The organism is Streptomyces sp. NPDC048417, from assembly GCF_040651615.1.
Classification (GTDB): domain Bacteria; phylum Actinomycetota; class Actinomycetes; order Streptomycetales; family Streptomycetaceae; genus Streptomyces.
In genome coordinates this window covers 1-21,993 of sequence record NZ_JBEZKI010000018.1, presented here as the reverse complement: position 1 = coordinate 21,993, position 21,993 = coordinate 1, and the positions used below count along the sequence as shown (strand labels likewise).

Annotated in this window: 18 protein-coding genes and 1 pseudogene; 10 read left to right on the top strand and 9 right to left on the bottom strand. The window is 72.6% G+C overall.

The window, feature by feature from the left end:
* Positions 1 to 57 precede the first annotated feature (57 nt).
* From AB0D59_RS27195 to AB0D59_RS27185, 3 genes are all read left to right on the top strand, one after another.
* On the top strand, positions 58 to 891 hold the full coding sequence (locus AB0D59_RS27195) for a helix-turn-helix transcriptional regulator (protein WP_362570406.1): 834 nt from the start codon (positions 58 to 60) through the stop codon (positions 889 to 891).
* Positions 892 to 1,034: 143 nt separating this feature from the next.
* Positions 1,035 to 3,851 carry an AAA family ATPase gene (locus tag AB0D59_RS27190; RefSeq protein WP_362570403.1) on the top strand — a complete coding sequence of 939 codons (2,817 nt, stop codon included), beginning with the start codon at positions 1,035 to 1,037 and terminating at the stop codon, positions 3,849 to 3,851.
* Positions 3,852 to 4,053: 202 nt separating this feature from the next.
* The gene (locus tag AB0D59_RS27185) at positions 4,054 to 4,845 is read left to right on the top strand and encodes a serine protease (RefSeq protein ID WP_360475257.1); all 792 of its coding nucleotides are present in this window, start codon (positions 4,054 to 4,056) and stop codon (positions 4,843 to 4,845) included.
* Positions 4,846 to 4,943: 98 nt separating this feature from the next.
* Here AB0D59_RS27185 and dmpI read toward each other — a convergent pair whose 3' ends face one another.
* The 3 genes from dmpI to AB0D59_RS27170 all read right to left on the bottom strand — a co-directional run bounded on the left by dmpI (position 4,944) and on the right by AB0D59_RS27170 (position 7,282).
* Positions 4,944 to 5,168 (bottom strand): 4-oxalocrotonate tautomerase DmpI, encoded by a 225-nt coding sequence (gene dmpI, locus AB0D59_RS27180; protein WP_362570912.1) that lies wholly within the window; start codon positions 5,166 to 5,168, stop codon positions 4,944 to 4,946.
* A 50-nt stretch (positions 5,169 to 5,218) separates the two neighbouring features.
* On the bottom strand, positions 5,219 to 6,085 hold the full coding sequence (locus AB0D59_RS27175; protein WP_362570400.1) for a LysR family transcriptional regulator: 867 nt from the start codon (positions 6,083 to 6,085) through the stop codon (positions 5,219 to 5,221).
* Positions 6,086 to 6,178: 93 nt separating this feature from the next.
* The gene (locus AB0D59_RS27170; protein WP_362570397.1) at positions 6,179 to 7,282 is read right to left on the bottom strand and encodes a winged helix DNA-binding domain-containing protein; all 1,104 of its coding nucleotides are present in this window, start codon (positions 7,280 to 7,282) and stop codon (positions 6,179 to 6,181) included.
* 182 nt (positions 7,283 to 7,464) lie between these two features.
* On the opposite strand from AB0D59_RS27170, the gene AB0D59_RS27165 reads away from it, so the two are divergent.
* Positions 7,465 to 8,643 (top strand): magnesium and cobalt transport protein CorA, encoded by a 1,179-nt coding sequence (locus AB0D59_RS27165; RefSeq protein WP_362570394.1) that lies wholly within the window; start codon positions 7,465 to 7,467, stop codon positions 8,641 to 8,643.
* Between the two features lie 186 nt (positions 8,644 to 8,829).
* Here the strand turns inward: AB0D59_RS27165 and AB0D59_RS27160 are convergent, their stop codons facing one another.
* From AB0D59_RS27160 to AB0D59_RS27150, 3 genes are all read right to left on the bottom strand, one after another.
* A complete protein-coding gene (locus AB0D59_RS27160; protein ID WP_362570391.1) occupies positions 8,830 to 10,473 on the bottom strand; it encodes a hypothetical protein in 1,644 nt (547 codons plus the stop codon).
* A 438-nt stretch (positions 10,474 to 10,911) separates the two neighbouring features.
* Positions 10,912 to 11,574, bottom strand: coding sequence for a response regulator transcription factor (locus AB0D59_RS27155; protein WP_362570388.1), 663 nt, complete (start codon positions 11,572 to 11,574; stop codon positions 10,912 to 10,914).
* Positions 11,571 to 12,728, bottom strand: a complete 1,158-nt coding sequence (locus AB0D59_RS27150; RefSeq protein WP_362570385.1) for a histidine kinase — start codon at positions 12,726 to 12,728, stop codon at positions 11,571 to 11,573. Before AB0D59_RS27150 ends, AB0D59_RS27155 begins: the two co-directional genes overlap by 4 nt.
* Before the next feature lie 190 nt (positions 12,729 to 12,918).
* Between AB0D59_RS27150 and AB0D59_RS27145 the strand changes: the two genes are divergently transcribed.
* Positions 12,919 to 13,683 carry a hypothetical protein gene (locus AB0D59_RS27145; RefSeq protein WP_362570382.1) on the top strand — a complete coding sequence of 255 codons (765 nt, stop codon included), beginning with the start codon at positions 12,919 to 12,921 and terminating at the stop codon, positions 13,681 to 13,683.
* Positions 13,684 to 13,807: 124 nt separating this feature from the next.
* Here the strand turns inward: AB0D59_RS27145 and AB0D59_RS27140 are convergent, their stop codons facing one another.
* A complete protein-coding gene (locus AB0D59_RS27140) occupies positions 13,808 to 15,130 on the bottom strand; it encodes a HAMP domain-containing sensor histidine kinase (protein ID WP_362570380.1) in 1,323 nt (440 codons plus the stop codon).
* Between the two features lie 154 nt (positions 15,131 to 15,284).
* Between AB0D59_RS27140 and AB0D59_RS27135 the strand changes: the two genes are divergently transcribed.
* Genes AB0D59_RS27135 through AB0D59_RS27115 form a run of 5 tightly spaced genes read left to right on the top strand, consistent with a single transcriptional unit; the run spans position 15,285 to position 20,769 of the window.
* Complete coding sequence (locus tag AB0D59_RS27135; RefSeq protein ID WP_362570377.1) at positions 15,285 to 15,920, top strand: hypothetical protein; 636 nt, start codon at positions 15,285 to 15,287, stop codon at positions 15,918 to 15,920.
* A 5-nt stretch (positions 15,921 to 15,925) separates the two neighbouring features.
* Positions 15,926 to 16,660, top strand: coding sequence for an ABC transporter ATP-binding protein (locus tag AB0D59_RS27130; RefSeq protein ID WP_362570374.1), 735 nt, complete (start codon positions 15,926 to 15,928; stop codon positions 16,658 to 16,660).
* Entirely contained in the window at positions 16,647 to 17,318 is a 672-nt protein-coding gene (locus tag AB0D59_RS27125; protein WP_362570372.1) for an ABC transporter ATP-binding protein, read from the top strand. Before AB0D59_RS27130 ends, AB0D59_RS27125 begins: the two co-directional genes overlap by 14 nt.
* The gene (locus AB0D59_RS27120) at positions 17,315 to 19,966 is read left to right on the top strand and encodes an FtsX-like permease family protein (RefSeq protein WP_362570370.1); all 2,652 of its coding nucleotides are present in this window, start codon (positions 17,315 to 17,317) and stop codon (positions 19,964 to 19,966) included. Before AB0D59_RS27125 ends, AB0D59_RS27120 begins: the two co-directional genes overlap by 4 nt.
* A gap of 56 nt (positions 19,967 to 20,022) precedes the next feature.
* Positions 20,023 to 20,769, top strand: a complete 747-nt coding sequence (locus tag AB0D59_RS27115; RefSeq protein WP_362570367.1) for a response regulator transcription factor — start codon at positions 20,023 to 20,025, stop codon at positions 20,767 to 20,769.
* Between the two features lie 50 nt (positions 20,770 to 20,819).
* Here AB0D59_RS27115 and AB0D59_RS27110 read toward each other — a convergent pair whose 3' ends face one another.
* Positions 20,820 to 21,758 (bottom strand): lysylphosphatidylglycerol synthase transmembrane domain-containing protein, encoded by a 939-nt coding sequence (locus AB0D59_RS27110; protein ID WP_362570364.1) that lies wholly within the window; start codon positions 21,756 to 21,758, stop codon positions 20,820 to 20,822.
* 4 nt (positions 21,759 to 21,762) lie between these two features.
* Positions 21,763 to 21,993: pseudogene (locus AB0D59_RS27105) on the bottom strand (hypothetical protein); the annotation flags it as partial.

Genomic DNA, 21,993 nt, shown 5'->3' with positions numbered 1-21,993 from the left:
ACTACCCCCGAACGGGGGTGCAGGCAGCACGAGGCCGGGGTCGAAGGGGCAGGACAGGTGGCAGCAGAGGTCGCGGGGGCGGTGGAGATACGCGGTGCGCTGGCCAGACTCCGGCGCGCCACCGGGCTCCCGATCGCCTTCGGCGGGCTGGTCGACGCCGACCGGCCACAGGTCCGGATCAGCGAGCTGACCGGCGCCAACACGGCCGCCCTGCGCTCGCTGGCGATCACCTCCGGCAATGGCCTGGGCGGCAAGGCGGTCATGCTGGCCCGTCCGTGCGCGGTCACCGACTACTCCGTCTCCCGGCAGATCAGCCACGAGTACGACATCCCGGTGGCGGCCGAGGGCATCCGCTCGGTCCTCGCGGTGCCCGTGGTGGTACGGCGCCGGGTGCGGGGCGTGCTGTACGGCGCGCTGCGCACCGCCCAGCCGCTGGGCGACCGCACTCTGGGCGCGGCGGTGGCGGCGGCCCGGGACGTGGAGCAGGCCCTCGTCGTACGGGACGAGGCCCGGGGCCTGCTGGCGGCCGCGCGGCCGGAGCCCGCCGCCGTAACGGATCCAGGGGGCGCCTGGGAGCAGGTGCGGGAGGCGCATGCCGCCCTGCGGGCGCTGGCCCCGCGGATCTCCGACCCCGAACTGCGCGCCGAACTGCTCGCCGCCTGCGGGCTGCTGGCCACCCCGGCACCTGCGGCCGAGGGGACGCTGGCGCCCCGGGAGCTGGATGTGCTGGCCTGGGTGGCGGCCGGCGCCACCAACGCGGCGGTGGCCGAGCGGCTCGGGCTGCGGCCCGAGACGGTCAAGGGGTACCTGCGCTCGGCGATGCGGAAACTGGGCGCGCACACCCGAGGGGAGGCGGTGTCGGCGGCTCGTCGGACGGGGTTGTTGCCGTAGCGGAGGGAACCCATTCCATTCATGCATGCGCGCTTTGAATTGCCCGATGCAAGGCCGCTGTTATTTCCCTCACCATGCCGTTCGGCCGGATTTCAGGGTTCGTTGCCTAGAATTTGGCCCGAACACGACACACGAGGGGAGCGGTGACCGTGCGACGGGACTTCCAGGAGCCTGCCCGATGCCGCCCCGACCTGGTCATCGGCCGGGCGGAGCTGCTCTCGGCCGCCCGTGAACAGCTCGCCTCGGGCGGCAGCGTGCTCCTGCACGGGCCCGCCGGAATAGGGAAATCGACCGTCCTGGGGGCATTGGACGCCGAATACGCCGGCGCCGCCCGCACCGTGTTGCGCTGCTCGGCCACCGAGTCCGAATCCCATCTTCCGTTCCTGGCCCTCGCCGACCTCTTCGGGCTGGTCCTCGACGAGGTCGCGCCCCGGCTGCCCGGCGCCCAGCGCACCGCCCTGGAGTCGGCACTCACCGGCCGCGGCGAATCCACCCTCCAACGCGACGGCCTCGCCCTGCGCCTCGCGGTCCTGTCGGCGCTGCGCGCGCTGGCCGCCGAGGGCCCCGTGCTGATCGTCGCCGACGACCTCCAGTGGCTGGATCCGGCCAGCGCCGAACTCCTCGGCTTCGCCGCTCGCCGCCTCGGCGGCACCCCGGTCCAACTGCTCTGCGCGGTCCGCACGGAGGGCCAGGAGTACGACCGTCACCTACGCGCGTCACCCCCGGACACCGTCGCCGTCCGCCTCGGCCCGCTCACCCGCAGGCAGGTCGCCGACCTCCTCGACCACCGCGGCCACGCCGCGCTGACCCGGGCCGCGGTCCGGGAGATCCACCGCACCAGCGGCGGCAACCCGCTGTTCGCCCTGGAACTCGGCCGCGCCCTCGCCGAGAACCCCACCCCGCCCCGGCCCGGCGAGCCGCTGCCGGTGCCCACCTCGCTGCGCGCCCTGGTCCTCACCCGCCTGGACATGCTCTCCGTCGAGGCCCGCCGCACCCTCCTGGTGGCCAGCGCCGGCGCCCGGCCCACGCACGCCCTGCTGCACGCGGCCGGCCGGGAGAACGCGGAGGCCGAGTGCGCCCAGGCGGCCGAACTGGGGCTGCTGGCCACCGAGCCGGAGGGGCCGGCCGTACGCTTCGCCCACCCCCTCATCTCCGCCGCGCTGTACGCCGAGGCGCCCGCGCAGGAGCGCCGGGCCGCGCACGCGGCGCTGTCCACGGCCGCCTCCGACCCGATCGAACGGGCCCGGCATCTGGCCCTGGCCGCCACCGGTACCGACCCCGAGGTGGCCGCCCGGCTCGCCGAGGCCGCGACCCAGGCCCGGGACCGGGGAGCACCCTCGGTGGCCGCACAGCTCGGCCTGCTCTCCGCCCGGCACACCCCCGGTGACAACAGACCCGGCCCGGACGAGCGCCGGCTGCTGGCCGCCGAGGACGCGATCAGCGCCGGCGAGGTCGACCTCGCCCAGGACATCGCCCGTGAGGTACTCACCCGCGCCACCCGGCCCGCGGACCGGGTGCGGGCCTGGATCCTGGTGATCGACTCGGCCGGCCACACCATGACCGAGGTCGACGCGGCCTTCCCGCACGCCCTCGCCGACGCCGGCGACGACCCGCGGCTGCTCGGCCTGGTCCACTACCAGCTGGCCTGGCGAGCCCTGATCGTGGAGGGCGACTTCACCGAGGCCCGGCAGGCGGCCGCGCACTCCGCCGACCTCGCGGCCCGCGGCGACGACCGGCGCACCGAGCTGCTCGCGCTGTCCCTGCAGGCCCAGGTCGAGACCCTGATGGGCCATCCGGCCGCACCCGCCACCATCAAGCGCGCCCTGAAGGAGCCACAGGACCCGAGCGTGTCATGCCATCACAACGGGGCCGGCAGCGCCCGGTTCCGCTGGCTGGTGATGGGCGACCAGCTGGCCGACGCCCGGGCCACGGTCACCGCGCTGCTGCGCGAGGTGCGCCGGCGCGGCCAGGTGGAGAGCGAGGTGCACTTCCTGCGCGGGCTCGCCGAGACCGAGCTGCGCTCCGGGCACTGCGGCCGGGCCCTCGACCTGGCCCGGGAGGGCCTGCACCTGGCCCACGACTGCGGGATCGGCGAGACCGCCTCCGCGATGCTCACCTCACTGGCCGAGGCCTCCGGCGGTGACGTGGACCGGGGTCTCGCGCTGGCCCGGGAGGCGGTGGACCACGCCGAGCAGGACGGCGACACCATGTACCTGTCCCGGGCCCTGGGCGCCCTCGGATACGCCCAGTTGGTGGCGGGCGACCCGGCGGGCACCGTACGCTCGCTGCGCCGGGTGCGGGAGCTGGAACAGAGCCTCGGCATCACCGACCCGGCACGCGGCCGCTGGCAGGGCGACCTGGCCGAGGCGCTGGTCCGGGTGGGTGAGACGGCCGAGGCCCAGGACGTCATCGACATCACCCGGGAGCACGCCCTCAGACTCGGCCGGGAGAGTGTTCTCGCCGTGCTCGACCGGGCCGAGGCGCTCGTCCGGGCGGCGCGCGGGGAGCACGAGGCGGCCGTCGCCCAGCTGACCTCGGCTCAGGACCGGTTCGCCAAACTGGGCTACGGCCTGGAGGAGGCCCGGGCCGCGTTCGCCCTGGCCTCGCTGCGCGAGCGGCGCTCCCCCACGGCGTACGACGAGGCGACCCGCCTGTTCCGGCGGTGCCGGGCGCTGCCGTGGCTGCGTCAGGTGGACGAGGCCGTCTCGGCGCCCGAGTCCGAGCCCGAGCCGGCGGTCGGGGCGCCGGCCGAGCCGGTCGCGGCCCTGGAGGGACTGGCCGCGATGGAGCGTCAGGTCGCCGCGCTGGTCATGGAGGGCGCCACCAACCGGGAGATCGCCGCCCGCCTGTTCATCAGCGTCAAGACGGTGGAGGCGACGCTCACCCGGGTCTACCGCAAGCTGGGCATCCGATCGCGCGTGGACATAGTCCGTTTGGCGGCAGGGCGGCGCGCGAAGTGAGAGCGCTCCCGGTTAACTGAGGCGGACCGAGGGTTTTCCCTCCCCCATCCCCCTAGGGGGTTCCCTCATTGGGAGGGTGGGGTTCCGGGTTCTAGCTTATGGATGTGCCGCTCGCCCGGGCATACGGGGGTCGGTCCCGCGACCCCCGTGCACCCCCCACACCCGCGCGACCCCCCACCGGCAACCCCCACTGAGGAGACTCATGTTCGGGCTCAACCGCGCCAGAAAGACCGCCGCCGTCCTGGCGGCGACGGCTGCCGCCGCAGCGACCGCGCTGATCGCGTCCCCCACCGCGTCAGCCGCCCCGCAGCCGATCGTCGGCGGCACGACGACCACGACCACCGCGTACCCGTTCATGATGCAGATCACGGACGCGTCCGGCAGCCAGTTCTGCGGCGGCACCCTGGTGTCGGCCACCAAGGTGGTGACCGCCGCCCACTGTATGGAGGGCGAGACCACCAGCGGCGTCCGCGTCGTCGGCGGCCGTACGAACCTGAACGGCACCAACGGCACGGTCAGCCGGGTCAGCAAGATCTGGATCAACCCGGACTACACGGACGCCACCAATGGCGACGACGTGTCGGTCCTCACCCTCTCGACGGCGATGTCGTACACCCCGGCGTCGTACGTCAGCTCCTCTCAGACCAGCGTGTACGCGGCCGGCACCACGGCCCGCATCCTCGGCTGGGGCACCACCTCGGAGAACGGCAGCTCCTCCAACCAGCTGCGGACCGCGACCGTCCCGATCGTGTCCGACACCAGCTGCAAGAGCTCCTACGGTTCGGACTTCGTCCAGACCGACATGGTTTGCGCCGGATACACCTCCGGCGGCGTAGACACCTGCCAGGGCGACAGCGGCGGTCCCCTGCTCATCGGGGGCGTCCTGGCAGGGATCACTTCCTGGGGAGAGGGGTGCGCGGAGGCCGGTTACCCGGGTGTCTACACCCGGCTGACCACCTTCTCGAACCTGGTGACCACACAGGTCAACTCGTAACCAGAAGACCTCCTGAGCATCCCTCAGGTGAGTGACCAGGGGGCGTTGCGGGCTACCACGAGCAGCCCGCAGCGCCCCCTATCCATGCCCCGGCCCGGCTACTTGTCGGCGGTGAGCGTGCCCGCCGCGCCCCAGCTGTCCGCCGGGACCTCGTGGATCCACACCTGCACGGTCTCGGCGGGGATCTTGTAGGCGTCGACGAAGGCGTCGGTGACCCGCCTGACGAGGTCCCGCTTGAGTTCGGTGTCGCGGGGGCCCTGCTGGATGGTGACGATCGGCATCTGTGAACTCCTCCGAGTGCGCTTCCTGTTCGGTGGGTCCACTCCATCGCGCGGTACGTCCTCGGCCAAGAAGCAGATCACGACCACAGCGATCAGCGTTCGTGATCGTCGCAGGCCAGCAGCAGGGCGTCCAGGTGCGGGGGCGGGGCGACGGCGGACACGGCGAGGCCGGTCGCCAGGGCCAGGCCGGGCGCCCGGAACGGTACGAAGGCCACCCTCGGGCTGCGCAGCACGCGCGCGTGGGACGCGTACACGACCGTCCACAGCAGGCCGGTGCCGATGCTGGCGAGGGTGTCCTGGAGGGAGCCGGACGACGGTCCCGGCACCGGCTCGAAGCCGGCGTCACGGCAGGCACCGACGACCAGGTCGACCAGGGCGGGGTTGTTACGGCGCTCGGTGAGCGCGAGGGGCAGCCCGGCCAGTTCGCCGACGCCGATCTCCGGGCGTCCGGCGAGGGGGTGGCCGGCGGGGAGGGCGGCCACCAGGGGGTCGGCCCACAGCGGATGGACCCGTACGCCGGGCACCGGCTCCACGGCGCGTACGAACGCGGCGTCCAGCCGCCCGCCCGCGACCCGGGCGAGCCGTTCGGCGACCGGCAGCGAGTACAGCTCGACGGGCACGTCCGGCGCGTGGTGTGCGAACGCGGCCAGCACCCGGTCCAGGTGCGCGCCGAGCCCCGTGCTGGTGCCGATCCGCAGGCCGGCCGGCGGGGCGACGGCGGCCCGGGCCTTCTCGGCCGCCGCCAGCACCGCCCGTGCCTCGGGCAGCAGCCGCTCCCCCGCGCCGGTGAGCCGGACCCGGCGCGGCGAACGGTCGAACAGCTCGGCGCCCAGCTCCCGTTCGAGCCGCTGTATCTGCATGCTCACCGCGGACTGCACGATGTGCAGCCGATCGGCGGCCCTCCCGAAGTGCAGCTCCTCGGCGACGGCGACGAAGTAGCTGAGCTGCCGCAGTTCCATGGCCCCGACTGTAGAGGCCCCGTGTGAATGTACTCCGAACGAGCGGCGCGGAAGGCGTCACGACGACCGGGCCGAGCGGACCGAACCGGGAGATCACCGGGCCGCGACGGTCCCGAACCGGATGTCGTACGACGTCGCGGGGTGCAGGACGGCCAGCATCCGCTCGCCTTCTTCCAGCACGGCGGTTCGCTGGGCCCGGCTCAGCGGCCCGAAGAGCTCGATGACCAGGGTGTCGTCCACCGGCTTCCACAGGCCCGCCAGGAAGCCGTCCACGAGCAGGGTCCGGTGGGGCTGGTTGCCCTGCCAGAGGCGGCCCCGGTGCTCGGGCGGGACGACCCGGGTGCGGTCGGCGTGCGAGAGGAGAAGGTTGTCGCACTCGGGGAGGAAGCGCGGCGGGGCGGGCGTCTCGGCGTCGGGGCGGGGTGCGTCGGGCAGGTCGAAGAGTTCGACGCCGTTCTCGTCCCGGAAGGCGAGGAGGCGGGGCCGGAGCCGTTCGAAGACCTCGCGCAGCCGGGTGAGTCCGGCCCAGGTCTGCATGTCCTTGACGGAGGCCGGGCCGAAGGCGGCGAGATAGCGCAGCACGGTGTCGTCCGGCGCCGGGGCCGGTGCGGCGGGGCGGCCCAGCCAGTGCTCGGCGGTGGTGAGGGCGACCTGCCCGGACCGGCCCCACAGGCCACGCGGGGGGACCTGGACGAGGGGCAGTCCGCAGCGGGCGGCGACGGCCAGGGACTGCGGGTCGGCGTCGGGCCACTCGGCGAGAAGGGCTTGGCGCAGCTCGGCCATGGTGCGCGGCTCGGCCTCGACCAGGTCACGGGCGAGTGCGGCGAGCCGGTCCAGGTCGACGCCGGTCAGGCCCTTGCGGAAGGCGGTCAGCTCGCGGTCCCGGGCGGGCTGGACGAGCGGGCGCAGGGTGCGGGCGTCGTCGGCGGTGTGGGTGTGGATGGTCGACCGCAGGGTGACGATCCGGACCACCTCCCGGTCCGCCATCAGCCGCGAGAGCCGCTCCGGGTCGAAGCCGTCGAGGCGGGCGGCGAGGGCGTAGTACGGCGGCTTCACGTTCTGCGCCTGGAGGCCGACGAGATGCGTCACGGCCTCCTTCACCGACCGGGGTGAGCGGCGCAGCAGCAGCTGACGGTCGAGGGTGGCACGGTTGAGGGCGCGGGTGCCGAGCACCGGGCCGGGTGACGTCTTCGCCATATCGCGCACGTTAACGTCGTTCGGGGACAGATCCTGTCCGCTTCTCTCACCGAATCCCGTCCTTGATTCCCTCCGTCGGGCCCGTATGCCCCGTATATCCTGCTCCGAGACCCACTGATCACGCCTGATCACTACGATCACACCGATCACGCCGATGCAGTCCCCCTCGAGAGGCGGCCGCGATGTCCGAGCGACGCCCCAGCCCGGTTTCGAAGAACTCCGGGAACGGCAGGAACGGCCGGAGCACCAGAAGGTCCGTCTGGCGCCGCGCCCTGCCGCCGGAGCGGGACACGGCCGAACTGCCGGAGCCGGGCGCCGCGGCGCCGACACCGGGTGAGCCGCTCAGCGTGGTGGAGGCGGCGCTGTACCGCGACGGGGTGCGGGTGTCGACGCCGGCGACCCTCGCGCAGACGTACCGCGAGCTGCGCGACCAGCCCGCGGGCATGGCATGGATCGGCCTGGCCCGCCCCACCTCGGACGAACTCCTCTCCCTGGCCTCCGAGTTCGACCTGCATCCGCTCGCGGTCGAGGACGCGATGGAGGCACACCAGCGCCCGAAGCTGGAGCGGTACGGCGACACGCTCTTCGTGGTCCTGCGCGCCGCCCGCTATCTGGACGCACCGGAGGAGGTGGACTTCGCCGAGCTGCACGTCTTCGTGGGCCCGGACTTCGTGATCACGGTCCGGCACGGCGCGGCACCGGATCTCTCGGCGGTCCGCCACCGCATGGAGGACAGCCCCGACCTGCTGAAGCTCGGCCCGGAGGCGGTCCTGTACGCCATACTCGACGCGGTGGTCGACGGCTACGCCCCGGTCGTCGAGGGCGTCCAGAACGACATCGACGAGATCGAGACGGAGGTCTTCCGCGGCGACCCGGAAGTCTCCCGCCGTATCTACGAACTCTCCCGCGAGATGGTCGAGTTCCAGCGCGCCACCCGGCCCCTGGTCGGCATGCTGCACAGCCTGATCGCCGGTTTCGCCAAGTACGACACGGACGAGGAACTCCAGCGCTACCTCCGCGACGTCGCCGACCACGTCACCCACATCAGCGAACGCGTGGACGGCTTCCGCCAGGCCCTCACGGAGATCCTCACGGTCAACGCGACCCTGGTCACCCAGCAACAGAACGCGGAGATGCGGGCGTTGGCCGAAGCGGGGTTCGAACAGAACGAGGAGATCAAGAAGATCTCTTCATGGGCGGCCATTCTGTTCGCTCCGACGCTCGTCGGGACGATCTACGGCATGAACTTCAGGGAGATGCCGGAGTTGCACTGGGCACTCGGGTACCCTTTCGCAATCGTCCTGATGGCGGTCGTATGCACCAGTCTGTACTTCATCTTCAAGCGCAGGGACTGGCTCTGACCAACCGGCCGACGAGGGCCTGCGCCAAGGCCTCGCGGGAGCCGTGGCAGTCGCCAGTAGGCCCGCCCAGGGCCGCTGGTTGAGAATCTGGGGAGAATGAGATGCGCTCCGCTTCGGCCGGTCCTCCCCGCCACGGGCCAACGGTCCGGATGTCGCGCACGGCAGTGACCGGCGAGGAGGCTCGGATCATGTGCCGGCGCCGGAAGTGGCGGCCGCGATGTGGGCGGACGTGATCGTCATCGGCGTACCGGTGACGGCGATGAGATAGGTTCCGGGCCCGTGGCCACCGGGCATCGCGCGGAACCCCCCCTCGGGCTCCACCCGATAGTCCGCGGAGGCGTGCGGGGCCAGCACGGTGGGGCCTGAGGCGATCGTCCACCAGTTGGAGGCGCCCTGGCCGGTACGGCTCGCGAAGTGCGGTTCAAGTGCCGTACCGGTAGTGTTGACGGCCCGCACGTCGATGGTGGTGACACCGACACGTGACCCGTGTTTGGCGAAGTGCGGCGCGAGGCTCATGTGCAGTGGCGGCGGGCTCGCGGCGGCGATCACGACGCACGCGAGGGCGGGGGCGAGCAGCCCGGCCGCGACGACGGCCTTGGCGCGGCGGCCGGTGAGGCGGGGCAGGCGTGGCTGCCAGGCGGTGGCGAACGCGGCGGCCGGGACGGTGGCGGCGGCCGCCAGCCACAGCGGGGTCATCATCAGGAAGTAGCCGTCCTGGGAGCGCGTGGCCAGGTAGAACGCAACCCACGGGAGGACGGTGAGAGCCGGGCCCAGTCTCCGGACGTACAGCAGCGAGGCCGCGAGCAGGCCGAGCAGGAGCAACTGGCTGCCGTAGGAGTAGTAGTCGAGGCGGCTGCTGCCGTCGGTGAAGTAGTAGGAGATGCCCATCACGCCCTGACCGTGCAGGATCGCCTTCTGCTCCAGCGGCAGCAGGATTCCGTTCAGCCAGGCCGGGAAGTCCTGGACGGCGAAGTACGCGTTGGCTGCGGACCAGGTGAGGGCGGCGGTGGCCGTGTAGCGGGCGGTGACCGCGAGGGCGCGGCGGGGGCCGAGTTCGCCGCGCCGGACGGCGTACAGGCCGATCAGGAGGAACGGAGTGAGGAACCAGGCGAGTTGCTGGGCAGCGCAGGCGGCGCCCAGACAGGCCCCCCGCAGGACGCCTCCTGGCCCGAGGTGGCCGCCCTCGCCCGTGCTGGGCCAGCGGACCACGACGGGGACGAGCAGGGCGAGGGCCGTGATGGCCGGGTAGCCGGCGTAGGCATAGTGGGGCAGGAAGCCGAAGCCGAGACAGACGGCCGTGCCGGCGGATCGCCAGGGCGCCGGCAGCAGGAACCACAGCAGGACCGAGGAAGCCAGCAGCGCCAGGGTGGGGACCAGGGTCGCGGCTGCTGTCGAGTGGAGGACGGCGTGCACCGGTGCGGCCAGCAGGGCGGTCAACGGCGGATAGCCGTACGTGTAGTCGGCGCCGCCGGACATGGTCTTGGTGATCCCGACGCCGTGCGTGGTGAACAACCAGGGCCACGGTTGGCCGTAGACCGGTCGGCCGTGCAGGATCTGGTTCGCGGCCTGGGAGGTCAGCGCGGCTTCGTCGGTGCCGGCGTGGTCGAGCAGGTAGCCGCAGATGACCAGGGCGACGGCGGTGACCAGCACGGCCGCGTCGACCCGGATCAGCGCCCGGCGGGTGCGGACGAGAAGGCCGAGAACGGCGCAGACGAGGATCGAGGCGTAGCAGACCGAGATGACGGCGGCGATCGGCGGGCTCGACGCCATCGCGGTGGTCCAGGCGGCGCGCGTGCCGATGAACAGGCTGATCGTGGCCACCAGCGTCATACCCCGATGCCATTGCTGGGGCCCGGAGTCCGGGACACCGAGGGCTGGGGCCCGGGTCGGGGGCGGTGCCGCCAGGTGCGTCGCGGCACGACGAGGGATCTCGACGCCCATTCCGCCACGATGGGTGTCAGTCAAGGACTGCCTCCTCTGCTTCTCCTCCGTCGGGCGGCAACCACATATGACCGACCACCCGAGAGCCATCCACTACATCATGTAGAGGTAAGCTGGAACGGCGAGGTTCCGCCGAGCCGGAGGTTCGCCCGACCACCCCGGCACGGAGGTCACGCTTCCGCGTTCAGGGCAGGGACGAATGGACGCCCCGTATCGATCATCTACAGTTCACCTGATGTCTACAAGGTTGTAGTCGGTAAGCGGTTTGCGTGAAATCACCCACCGGGAAGGCGTCCGTCTCTTACCGCCGCTCGCGGGCGCGAGCGGTCAGACTCCGTGCGGGCGCAGCTGGTGTTCGTAGGCGAATATCACCACTTGGACCCGGTCCCGGAGTTGCAGCTTGGCCAGGATGCGCGTGATGTGGGTCTTGACGGTGGCCTCCGTGAGACGGAGGTGCCGGGCGATCTCCGCGTTCGTCAGGCCAGTCGCGATGAGGTGGAAGACGTCCCGTTCTCTGGCCGTCAGCTGGGCGAACAGCGCGCCGGCCACCTCGTCGCGCGGCCAGGGCGCGGCCTTGGCGAAGCGGTCGACGAGGTCGCGGGTGATGCGCGGGGTGAGTACCGCATCGCCGCGGGCCACGGCCCGGATCGCCGCGTGCAGCACGGCCGGGACGACGTCCTTGAGGAGGAATCCGCAGGCCCCCGCCCGCAGCCCCTCGAACGCGTACTCGTCGAGGTCGAAGGTGGTCAGGATGAGGACGCGGCAGGGCGAGGCGCTCGCGATCCGGCGGGTCGCCTCGATGCCGTCCATCACGGGCATGCGGACGTCCATGAGGACCACGTCCGGTGTCGTCCGCCGGACGAGGTCGACGGCCTGCCGGCCGTCTGCTGCCTCCGCGACGACCGTGATGTCCGGCATCGTGCCGAGCAGGCTGCGGAACGCCATGCGGACGAGCGCCTGGTCGTCGGCGAGGAGGACCTTGATGGTCATCGCGGCTCGCTCAGCTTCAGCTCGCCGGAGACCGTCCAGCCCGTGGTGGTGGGTCCCACGGTCAGGTCGCCGTCGAACAGGGCGACTCGCTCCCGCATCCCGGTCAGACCGTTGCCGGTGCGCGGGCGGGTGCCGGCGACCGGTCTGCCGTCGTCGGTGACGGTGAAGGCGACCCTGGAGGAATCGCGGTGCAGGACGATGTCGACCGTCGACGCCTCCGGCGCGTGCTTGACGACGTTCGTGAGTGACTCCTGCACGATCCGGAAGAGCGTGGTCTGCACTTCGGCGTCCAGCTGCTGCTCAGTGCCGGTCTCGGTCAGCCGGACGTCCAGGCCGGTGCGGCGGGTCTCGTCCACCAGGGTCTTGAGCGAGCCGAGGTCCGGCTGCGGTGCCCGGTCGGCTCCGTCCTCCGCCCGCAGGACGCCGAGCAGGCGGCGCATGCCGGTCAGGGACTGCCGGCCGGTCGAGGCGGCCTTGAGCATCTTGTCGCGGGCGCCGTCCGGATCGGTCGCCGTCGTGGCCGCGGCGGCCTCGGCGAGGGCGACGGCAACGACCAGCCCGTGGGCGACGATGTCGTGCATCTCCCGTGCGATACGGGTGCGTTCGGCCGCCGCGGCCAGCCGGGCCTGCTGGGCACGCTCCTGCTCCAGTCGCTGGGTGCGGTCCTCGACGGAGGCCAGGTAGCGGCTCTGCGCCCGCACGGTCGTCCCCAGGAAGAAGGCCGCCGCAGCCAGGCCGACGAGCACCACCACGACGTCATTGACACTGCCCGGCGGCCCGAACCGCACCGCCACCACACCGGCACCGGCCGCGACGGCGGCCGCCGCGCTCAGCGAGTACCGCAGGCCGCGCTCGGCGGCGACGGTGTACAGGGCGACGAGGACCGCCAGCTCGGCGAGCGAGACCGTGCCCAGGGCCCACGTCAGCACGGCCACCAGCCAGCAGCACCAGAACACGGCGACCGGGCCCCGGCGGCGCAACACCAGCGGCGCGATCACTGCCGCCGCCAGTGTCCAGTCCACCGCACTGGAGCGGTTGTAGAGCAATTCGTGGACCGCCATGGCGGCGCAGACGAGGGTCGGCCCGAACACCAGCAAGGGCGCCAGGGCCGGCCGACGTACATGCTCCAGGAATTCCGGGCCGATCGAAATCACGCGTCCGAGGCTACGGGACACAGGCCGACGGGACATCAACCGAAGGTCGTACACCTGCGGAAAGTAGCGACCATCGGCTGACGCGCCGCTCCCGCCCGTATTTCTAACCTCGCCGGAAGGACAACATCCGGAAAACGACACAGATAAATCACAGGGAAGCAGAGGGCCGGAAATGGAAAAGGAAACACCGGTGAATGCGCCGACGAAAGTCGCCGCGGCCACCGCGCTCTTCTGGATCGTCAAGGTCCTCACCACCGGCATGGGTGAGGCCACCTCCGACTTCCTCGGCCAGTGGAGCCTGTGGCTGTCCGCCGGGGCGAGCGCCGCCGCCCTGGTGGGCGCCTTCTGGTGGCAGTTCCGCGCCTCCCGCTACCACCCCGCGCCGTACTGGTTCACCGTCGCGATGATCGCGGTCTTCGGCACCGCCGCCGCCGACTGCTTCCGCGTCGGCCTGCACGTGCCCCTGCCGGTCACGACGACCGGGTACGCAATCGCCCTGGCCGGGTGCTTCGCCGCCTGGTACGCGACCGAGCGCACGCTGTCGATCCACTCCGTCACCACGCGCCGGCGCGAGGTCTTCTACTGGCTGACCGTGATGCTCACCTTCGCCCTGGGCACCGCCGCCGGCGACCTCACCGGCTTCTATCTCGACCTCGGATTCGTGCACTCCGCGCTGCTGTTCGGCGCGGCGATCCTCGTGCCGTGGCTGCTGCACCGCTTCGCCGGGCTCAACGCCATCGCCGCGTTCTGGGCCTCGTACGTCCTCACCCGCCCCCTCGGCGCCTCGCTCGCCGACTGGCTCGGCATGGACAAACCGCTCGGTATCGGCGTCGGCTTCGGCACCACGGCGATCCTCGCCGCGCTGGTGTGCGCCGCGCTGGTCGGCTACCTCGCCCTGTCCCACCCCCGCGCCGCCCACGACACCCCGGCGCTCAGTCCCGCCACCCTGCCCTGATCGTCAATGCACGACGGTGACCAAGGCCGACCACGTCACCGCCCTGACCGAGGACAGAGGCCAGTTCCGGTGGCACGTCCCTACGTTTCGCCGGCCGGCCTCTCGGCGCGGTACGCGGCCCGTCTCACCCCGGTGTCCCTGTCCTCTGTGTCTCATCCTGGTCGACGGGAAGGAGCAGGGTGAACGTGGCCGGGTGTCGGTTGGTCAGGGAGAGCCTGCCGCCGAGCGAGACGGCCAGGTCACGGGCGAGAGCCAGGCCAATGCCCGTCCCCTCCCCGTCGCCGGTGCGCCCACGGTCGAAGAGCCGGGGGTACTCGCCCGTCACGGCGCCCTCGTCGCTCACATCGAAGGCGAGAGCATCCTCCAGGTCCCGCACCGCCACCCGGACCGTGCCGCGCCCGTGCACCCGGGCGTTGTCCAGCAGGATGCCGAGCACCTCCGAGACGGACGCGCCCGGAACCCGGATGTCGGCCCGTGTCTCCTGGGTGGCGCACTCCAGGCGTCTGCCGTCCTGGGCGAAGAGGCCGTGCCATCGCTCCTCCGTCTCCCGCAGCAGCTGTCGTACGGCGACCGTCCCGGCGGCGGGGCGAGCCATCTCTCCGGAGCGGGACAGGCGCAGCACCTCCTCCACTGTGTGGTGCAGGCGTTGTGTGGTGGCCAGCGCCTCGGCCAGTACGGGCCGCAGCCGGGCGTCGTCGTCCTGGGCGAGGCCCGCCTCCAGGGCGAGTTGCAGGCCGGTGAGCGGGGTGCGCAGCTGGTGGGAGGCGTTGGCTGTGAAGTCACGTTCGCGGCGCAGGAGTTTCGAAAGGCTGTGCAGCATCTCGTTGTGGGTGCGGGCGACCTGGTCGATCTCGGCGATGCTGCTCCGGGCGGCCCGTACGTTCAGGTCGCCTTCGGTCACCGCCCGGCACTGGCGGGAGAGGTCCTCCAGCGGCGCGGCCAGCACCCGGGCCTGACGGCGGGCGACAAGGACAGCGACGGTCAGCGCAATCGCGGCCACGCCGAGCAGCAGCAGCCAGGCGACGGCGACCCGGTTCCGTACGGCAACGGCGGGAGATGAGGCCCGTACGACGCCGATCACCTTCTCGGCGTGGGAGACGGGTACGGCCACCACGAGGTCCGGGCCCGCCCGGCCGCGTACCACCTCACCGCCAAGGCCTTGCCGGACCGGGGTGTCTCCAGACCTGGGGCCGCTGCCCGCGCGCAGTCGCAATTGAGGGTCGTACAGGCCCAGATGCCCGCCAGACGGGGGCGCGGGCAGTTCCACCGGATCGCCCGTCACGTAGTCCGGGCTCACATGTACGGCCGCGGCCAGGGCCGACCGTTCCAGGGTGTCGCGCTGGTCGGCGTACAGGGACGACCTGATCGCCAGGGCCAGCGGGACGGCGAGGAGGACGACGGCGACCAGAGCGACGGTCAGGGCGACTCGCACCACGCGCTGTCTCATGTCCTCATCATGCGGGCCGTTCACCTGGGCGGATGCACTGCGCCACACGCTTTTGCCGTCGTCTAACCCTCGGCGAGCGGGGCGTTAACCGGCGGCTTCCTAGCGTCGGTGCCATGACCGTCCGGTCCGAGGACACCCCTGGAGGGCAGTGGCCATGGCAGCACACACAAGGACGTACGCCGTCGTCGGGCTGAGCGTCGTGGCGGCGGTGACCGCCGGCTGTTCCGGTTCCGGGTCGCACGCCGGCTCCGGTAGCCCTGCGTCCGGTTCGACCACCGTCAGCGGACAGAACAAGCCGGCGCCCACCGAGTCCAACCCGCCCGGCGACATCCCCGACAACCAGGTGTACGTCTCCTACCGGCCGACCGGCGGATCCTTCACCGGCTTCACCCTGAAGGTGCCCGAGGGCTGGGCCCGCACCGGCCAGGGCGGCACCACCGCGTTCACCGACAAACTCAACACCGTGAAGATCGCTGCGGTTTCCGCCTCCGGCGCACCCACGGTCGGCTCGGTCACCAACACGGTCGTACCCCAACTCCGCACCCAGGTGCCGAAGTTCGCCGCGCCCAAGGTGAGTGAGGTGACCCGGCACGCCGGCCGGGTGGTCCTGCTCACCTACCAGGGGGACTCGGCGAAGGACCCGGTCACCGGAAAGGTGGTGCGGGACGCCTTCGAGCGGTACGCGTTCTACCGCGCGGGGCACGAGGTGGACCTGACCCTGTCCGGACCGGTCAAGGCGGACAACGTCGATCCGTGGCGCACCGTCAGCGACTCCTTCACCTGGCGGTGAGCCCCATGTCCGACAGCACACACACCGGCGGCGGCTCCGACGATGTCCTCACGGCCCGCGAGCTGTACCGCTTCTACCGGGCCGGGGAGGAGGAGACACTCGCGCTGCGCGGGGTGTCCCTGAAGGTACGGCGCGGTGAGACGGTCGCGGTCGTGGGCCCGTCCGGGGCCGGCAAGTCGACCCTGCTGGCGTGCCTTGCCGGACTCGACGAGCCCTCCGGCGGGGAGGTCCACGTCGACGGCGTACGGATCAGCCACCGGCCCGAGACCGAGCGGGCCCGGCTGCGGGCCCGGCACGTCGGCGTCCTGCTGCAGACCCGCAACCTGCTGCCGCACCTGAGTGTGCGGGACAACGTCCGTCTGCCGCAGCGGGCGCAGGGACGCAGGACCCGCGTACCGGCCGAGGAACTGCTGGCCCGGGTGGGGCTGGCCACCCGGGCGCACGCCTTGCCGCGCCAGCTGTCCGGTGGAGAGCTGGCGCGGGCCGGGCTGGCCGTGGCGCTGGCCAACGCGCCCGCCGTTCTGCTGGCCGACGAGCCGACCGGTGAACTGGACGGAGAGACGGAGCAGTTGGTCCTGTCGATGCTGCGGGAGCGGGCCGCGGAGGGGTGCGCGGTGCTGATCGTCACGCACAGCCGGGAAGCCGTCCGCGTCGCGGACCGGGTGATCACCCTGATGGACGGGAAGGCCACCGACACCCGGCCGCAAGACCGCGGGGAGGCGCGCGATGTCGTCGGATGAGATGCTCGTCAGCTGCGCGGACGCGGCCCTGACCTTCGGCCGGGGAGTAGAGTCGGTGGTGGCCGTGCACGGGGCCGACCTGGAGATACGGGCCGGGGACCGGCTCGCTGTCGTCGGTCCCTCGGGGTCGGGCAAGAGTTCGCTGCTGCACCTGCTCGCGGGGCTCGAACAGCCCACCAGCGGCACGGTCACCCGGGGCGCCTCCCTCGGGCCGTACGACATCGGTCTGGTCTTCCAGGGCGACAGCCTGATCCCCGCCCTGAACGTGGCCGAGAACACCGCCCTTCCCCTGGTCCTCACCGATCGTCCGGAGGGCGAGGCGCGACTGTGCGCGCTCGCGGCACTCGCCCTCGTGGACGCCGCGGACCTGGCCGACCGGCTCCCCGAGGAGATCTCCGGCGGCCAGGCCCAGCGGGTGGCCGCCGCCCGGGTCCTGGCCCAGGCGCCCCGTCTGATCCTGGCCGACGAGCCCACCGGCCGCCTCGACCACGCCACCGGCGCCCGCGTCCTGGACGCCCTGTTGACGGCCGCCGACCACACCGGCGCGGCCCTCGTCGTCACGACCCACGACCCGGCCGTCGCCGCCCGGCTCACCGTCCGGCGCAGCATGCGCGACGGACGGCTGCTCGCACCTCTCGCACCCGAGGAAGTGTCATGATCGCCGCATGGGCCCGCGGGCTGGCCCGCCACCGCGCCGGACGGCTCCTGGCCGCCCTGACCGGCATCGCGCTCGCGGTCGCCCTGGTCGCCGCGCTCGGCTCCTTCCTCACCGCGTCGAAGGCGACCATGACCCAGCGTGCTGTGCGCTCGGTCGCCGTGGACTGGCAGGTCCAGGTGCAGCCCGGCGCCGACCCGAACTCGGTCCTGTCCCTGGTGGGCAGGGCCCCGGGCACCCGCGCCGCCCTGCCCGTCGGCTTCGCGCACACCAACGGCTTCACCGCTCGCGTGCAGGGCAGCACCCAGACCACGGGTCCCGGCATGGCCCTCGGCCTGCCCGACGGCTACCGCACCCGCTTCCCCGACGCCATCCGCACACTCTCCGGCTCCGCCACCGGCGTCCTGCTGGCCCAGCAGACCGCCTCCAACCTGCACGCCGCCCCCGGCGACACCATCGGCATCCAGCTGCCCGGCGCCGCACCGCGCCAGGTGAAGGTGGACGGTGTCGTCGACCTCCCCCAGGCCGACTCCCTCTTCCAGACCGTCGGCGCGCCCAGCCAGTCCCAGCCGACCGCGCCCCCGGACAACGTCGTCCTGCTGCCCGCCGCCCAGTTCGCCTCCCTGACCCGCGGCGCCACCGGCGTCACCACCCAGATCCACGCCACCCGCGACAACACCCGGCTGCCCTCCGATCCCGCCGCCGCCTACACCTCCGTCACCGGCGCCGCCCACAACCTCGAAGCCCGCTCCGCGGGCACCGCCCTGGTCGGCGACAACGTCGGCGCCGCCCTGGACTCCGCCCGCCAGGACGCCCTGTACGCCCAGATCCTCTTCCTCTTCCTCGGCTTGCCGGGTGGCGTGCTGGCCGCCGCGCTCACGGTGGCAGTCGCCTCGGCCGGCGGCGAACGGCGCCGGCAGGAACAGGGGCTGCTACGACTGCGCGGGCTGCGGCCCCGCCAAATCACCGCTCTCGCCGGACTGGAGGCCGCCTTGATCGGCCTCCTCGGCGGCCTGGCAGGACTGGGCATCGCAGCCCTCACCGGCCGCCTCGCCTTCGGCACCGCCTCCTTCGGCGCGAGCGCGGGATCCTGGTCAGTCTGGTACGCAGTCGCCTTCGTCCTCGGAGCCGCGGTGGCCGCAGGCGCCGTCCTCGTCCCCGCACTCCGGGACCTGCGCGCGGTCACCGTCGCCGACACCCGCAAGCAGGAGGACGTACGACGCTCCCGGTCGCCCTGGTGGATGCGCTACGGCCTGGACTTCGCCCTCCTGATCGGCTCCTGGCTCGTCTTCCGCGCCTCCTCCGCCAACCAGTACGCGCTCGTCCTCGCGCCCGAGGGCGTGCCCAGCATCTCGGTGTCCTACTGGGCCTTCCTCGGCCCCGCCCTGCTGTGGATCGGCGCGGCCCTGCTGCTGTGGCGCCTCACCCTGCTCGCCCTCGCCCACGGCCGACCCGCCCTGGCCCGGCTGGTCCGGCCGCTGACCGCGACCCTGGCCGGCACCACCGCGGCCGTCCTGGCCCGGCGCCGCCGCCCGTTCGCCCGGTCGGTGGTCCTGCTCGCCCTCGCCGTCTCCTTCGCGATCTCCACCGCCGTCTTCAACGCCACCTACCACCAGCAGGCCGAGGTCGACGCCCGGCTGACCAACGGCGCCGACGTCACCGTCACCGAACCACCCGGCACCCAGGTCCCACCCACCGCCGGGAACAGCCTGAAGCTCTCCGGCGTACGGCACGCCGAACCCCTCCAGCACCGCTTCGCCTACGTCGGCTCCGACCTCCAGGACCTCTACGGCGTCCGACCGGACACCATCGCCAAGGCCACCTCCCTCCAGGACGCCTACTTCGCGGGCGGCACCGCCCACCAGCTGATGCGCCGCCTCGCGCAGCGCCCGGACAACCTCCTGGTCAGCGTCGAGACCGTCAACGACTTCCAGCTCTCCCCCGGCGACACCCTCAACCTGCGTATCCAGGACGCCCGCACCAAGGCCCTGCGCACGGTCCCCTTCCACTACGCCGGTATCGCCAAGGAGTTCCCCACCGCCCCCAAGGACAGCTTCTTCGTCGCCAACGCCTCCTACATCGCCAAGGCCACCGGCAGCGACGCGGTCGGGGCCTTCCTCCTCGACACCGGTGGCACGAACCAGCCACAGATCGCCGGCCAGCTGCGCAAGCAGCTCGGTACCCGGGCCACCGTCACCGACCTCACCCAGACCCGCGGCACCGTCGGCACCAGCCTGACCTCCGTCGACCTGGCCGGCCTCACCCGTATCGAGCTCGCCTTCGCCGTGCTGCTCGCCGCCGGATCCGGCGGCCTCGTCCTCGCCCTCGGACTCGCCGAACGCCGCCGCACCTTCGCCATCGCGACCGTCCTCGGCGCGCAACCACGCCACCTGCGCGGCATGGTCCTCTCCGAGGCCCTGCTCCTGGCCGCCGGCGGTCTGGCCGGAGGCGCCCTCATCGGCTGGGCCCTGTCGGAAATGCTGGTCAAGGTCCTGACGGGGGTCTTCGATCCCCCGCCGGCGGCTCTGTCGATCCCCGGTGTCTATCTGGCGCTCACCGGGGCAGCCGCCCTCGCCGCCGTCCTCGCCGCGGCCCTCAACGGCAGCCGCGGCAGCCACCGCCCCGCCGTGGAAGAGCTCCGCGACCTGTGAACACGGCGTACACCGGCGACGAGCCCCTCGCCCCAGCGGCTCCTAGGCTGTCGACCATGCGCATGCCCGCCGCACCGGACCGCAGCCGACTGCGCGTCCTCGTCGTCGAGGACGACGAAACCATCGGCCGCCACCTGGAAACCGGCCTGCGCGGCCACGACTACGCTCCGACGTGGTGCCGCACCGGAGCCGGCGCGCTGACGGAAGCAGCGCGGGGACCGTACGACGTGCTGCTGCTGGACCTGGGCCTGCCGGACATGGACGGCCTGGACGTCGCCCGGCAGCTGCGCGCCCGCCTCCCCGACCTGCTGATCGTCGTCCTGACGGCACGGACCGACGACATCGACATCATCGCAGGGCTGGACGCGGGGGCCGACGACTACCTGGTCAAGCCGTTCAGCCTGACCGTGCTGCTCGCCCGGCTGCGAGCGCACCTGCGGCGGCACGCGGTGGCCGCGCCGGCCCGGGAGCCGGTGCGGCTGGGCGACCTGGTCGTCGACGTCCCCGCCCGGCGCTGCGCACTGCACGGCGTCGACGTCCCGCTGCGGGCCAAGGAGTTCGACCTGCTCGCGGTGCTGGCCGAGCGGGTCGGCGAGGCGGTCTCGCGCGAGACACTGATGGCCGAGGTGTGGGACGAGAACTGGTTCGGCTCCACCAAGACCCTGGACGTGACCATGGCGAGCCTGCGGCGGAGGCTCACCGAGGCGGCGCAGGCGAGCGAACAGCCCACCCGGCTGCCGGAGATCACTACGTTGCGCGGGCACGGGTACCGGCTGGAACGGCAACCGGATCCGCAGGGCTGAGAAACCGGACTCACAGGACCGGGAGGAGGAGCACGAGTCAGGCGGGCGGTTCACAGTGCCGAGCGGCGGGCCAGCAGTGCCAGGACCAGCAGCCCGGGAACCATCGGAAGCCATCCGGTCAGCAGGCGGTAGCCCAGCACCGCCGAGACCGCCGCTGATCCCGGCGCCCCGGCCTCCGTGAGCGCGAAGGCGAGCGCCGCGTCCAGCGATCCGAGTCCGCCCGGCGTGGGCAGCAGCGCCGCCGCGCCACTGGCGACCAGGTAGGCCATGACGACCCGGCTGGTGGGGAGGCCGAGACCGATGGCATGGACCACGGCGACGACCACCCCGGCGTGCAGCAGAGCGAACGCGACCGACCCGCCCCACAACGCACAGGCCCGCGCCCGGCTCCGGTGCACGTCGCGTACGTCGGCGAAGGCCCGGCTCACCACTCGTCGGAGGCGGCGGCTGATCGCGACTGCCAGCACGACGGCTCCGGCCGCCACCGGCAGCAGGACCAGCACATGCGGGATCCGAGCCGAGAGATGAACCGTGCCGGGTGAGGCGACCAGCAGCACTACGCCCAGCACGCACCGCACGATCCCGCCCACGGCCGCCTTCACCCCCAGCGCGGTCGCCGAGCGCCGAGTGGACAGCCCGCACCGCCTCAGGAACCGCAGATTGACCACCGCCGCTCCGGCCCCCGCCGGAAGGAGGTGATTGGCGGCACCGGCCGCGAACTGCGCCGCCACCAGCCGCCCTCTGGGCAGGCGTTCGACCACCGCGCCCTGCTGCGCCACTGCCGCGCACACCCATGTGGCGACGGCGGCGAGGCAGGCGAGGACCAGCCACTCCCCGTCGGCGGCGGCCAGCCGGTCGGTGCCGCTGTCCAGCGTGGCCCGGTGCGCGGCGAGCACCGCGCCGGCGGCGGCAAGTACCACCAGGGTGGTTCCCAGTTGGAAATACAGGCGTCTGCCTGCGGCGACCTGCAGGGTCTCGGTCGCGGACACGCGGTCACCTCCCCCGCTGTGCGTCGGGCGCCACGTACGCCTGGAGAACGCCGACCCGCTCGTCGGGCCAGGTGCGTGCGTATGCGGGTGCACGTCTCCCCGGTGGGGCGAGGACGGCGAAGGGTGTGCGGTGAGCGGCACGCGTCAGCTCGGCCATGGTGATGCTGGCGTCGTGGCCTGCCGTCTGTGCGGAGTCGCAACCGGTGTAGTAGGCGATCGGGACGGCTTCGTAGCC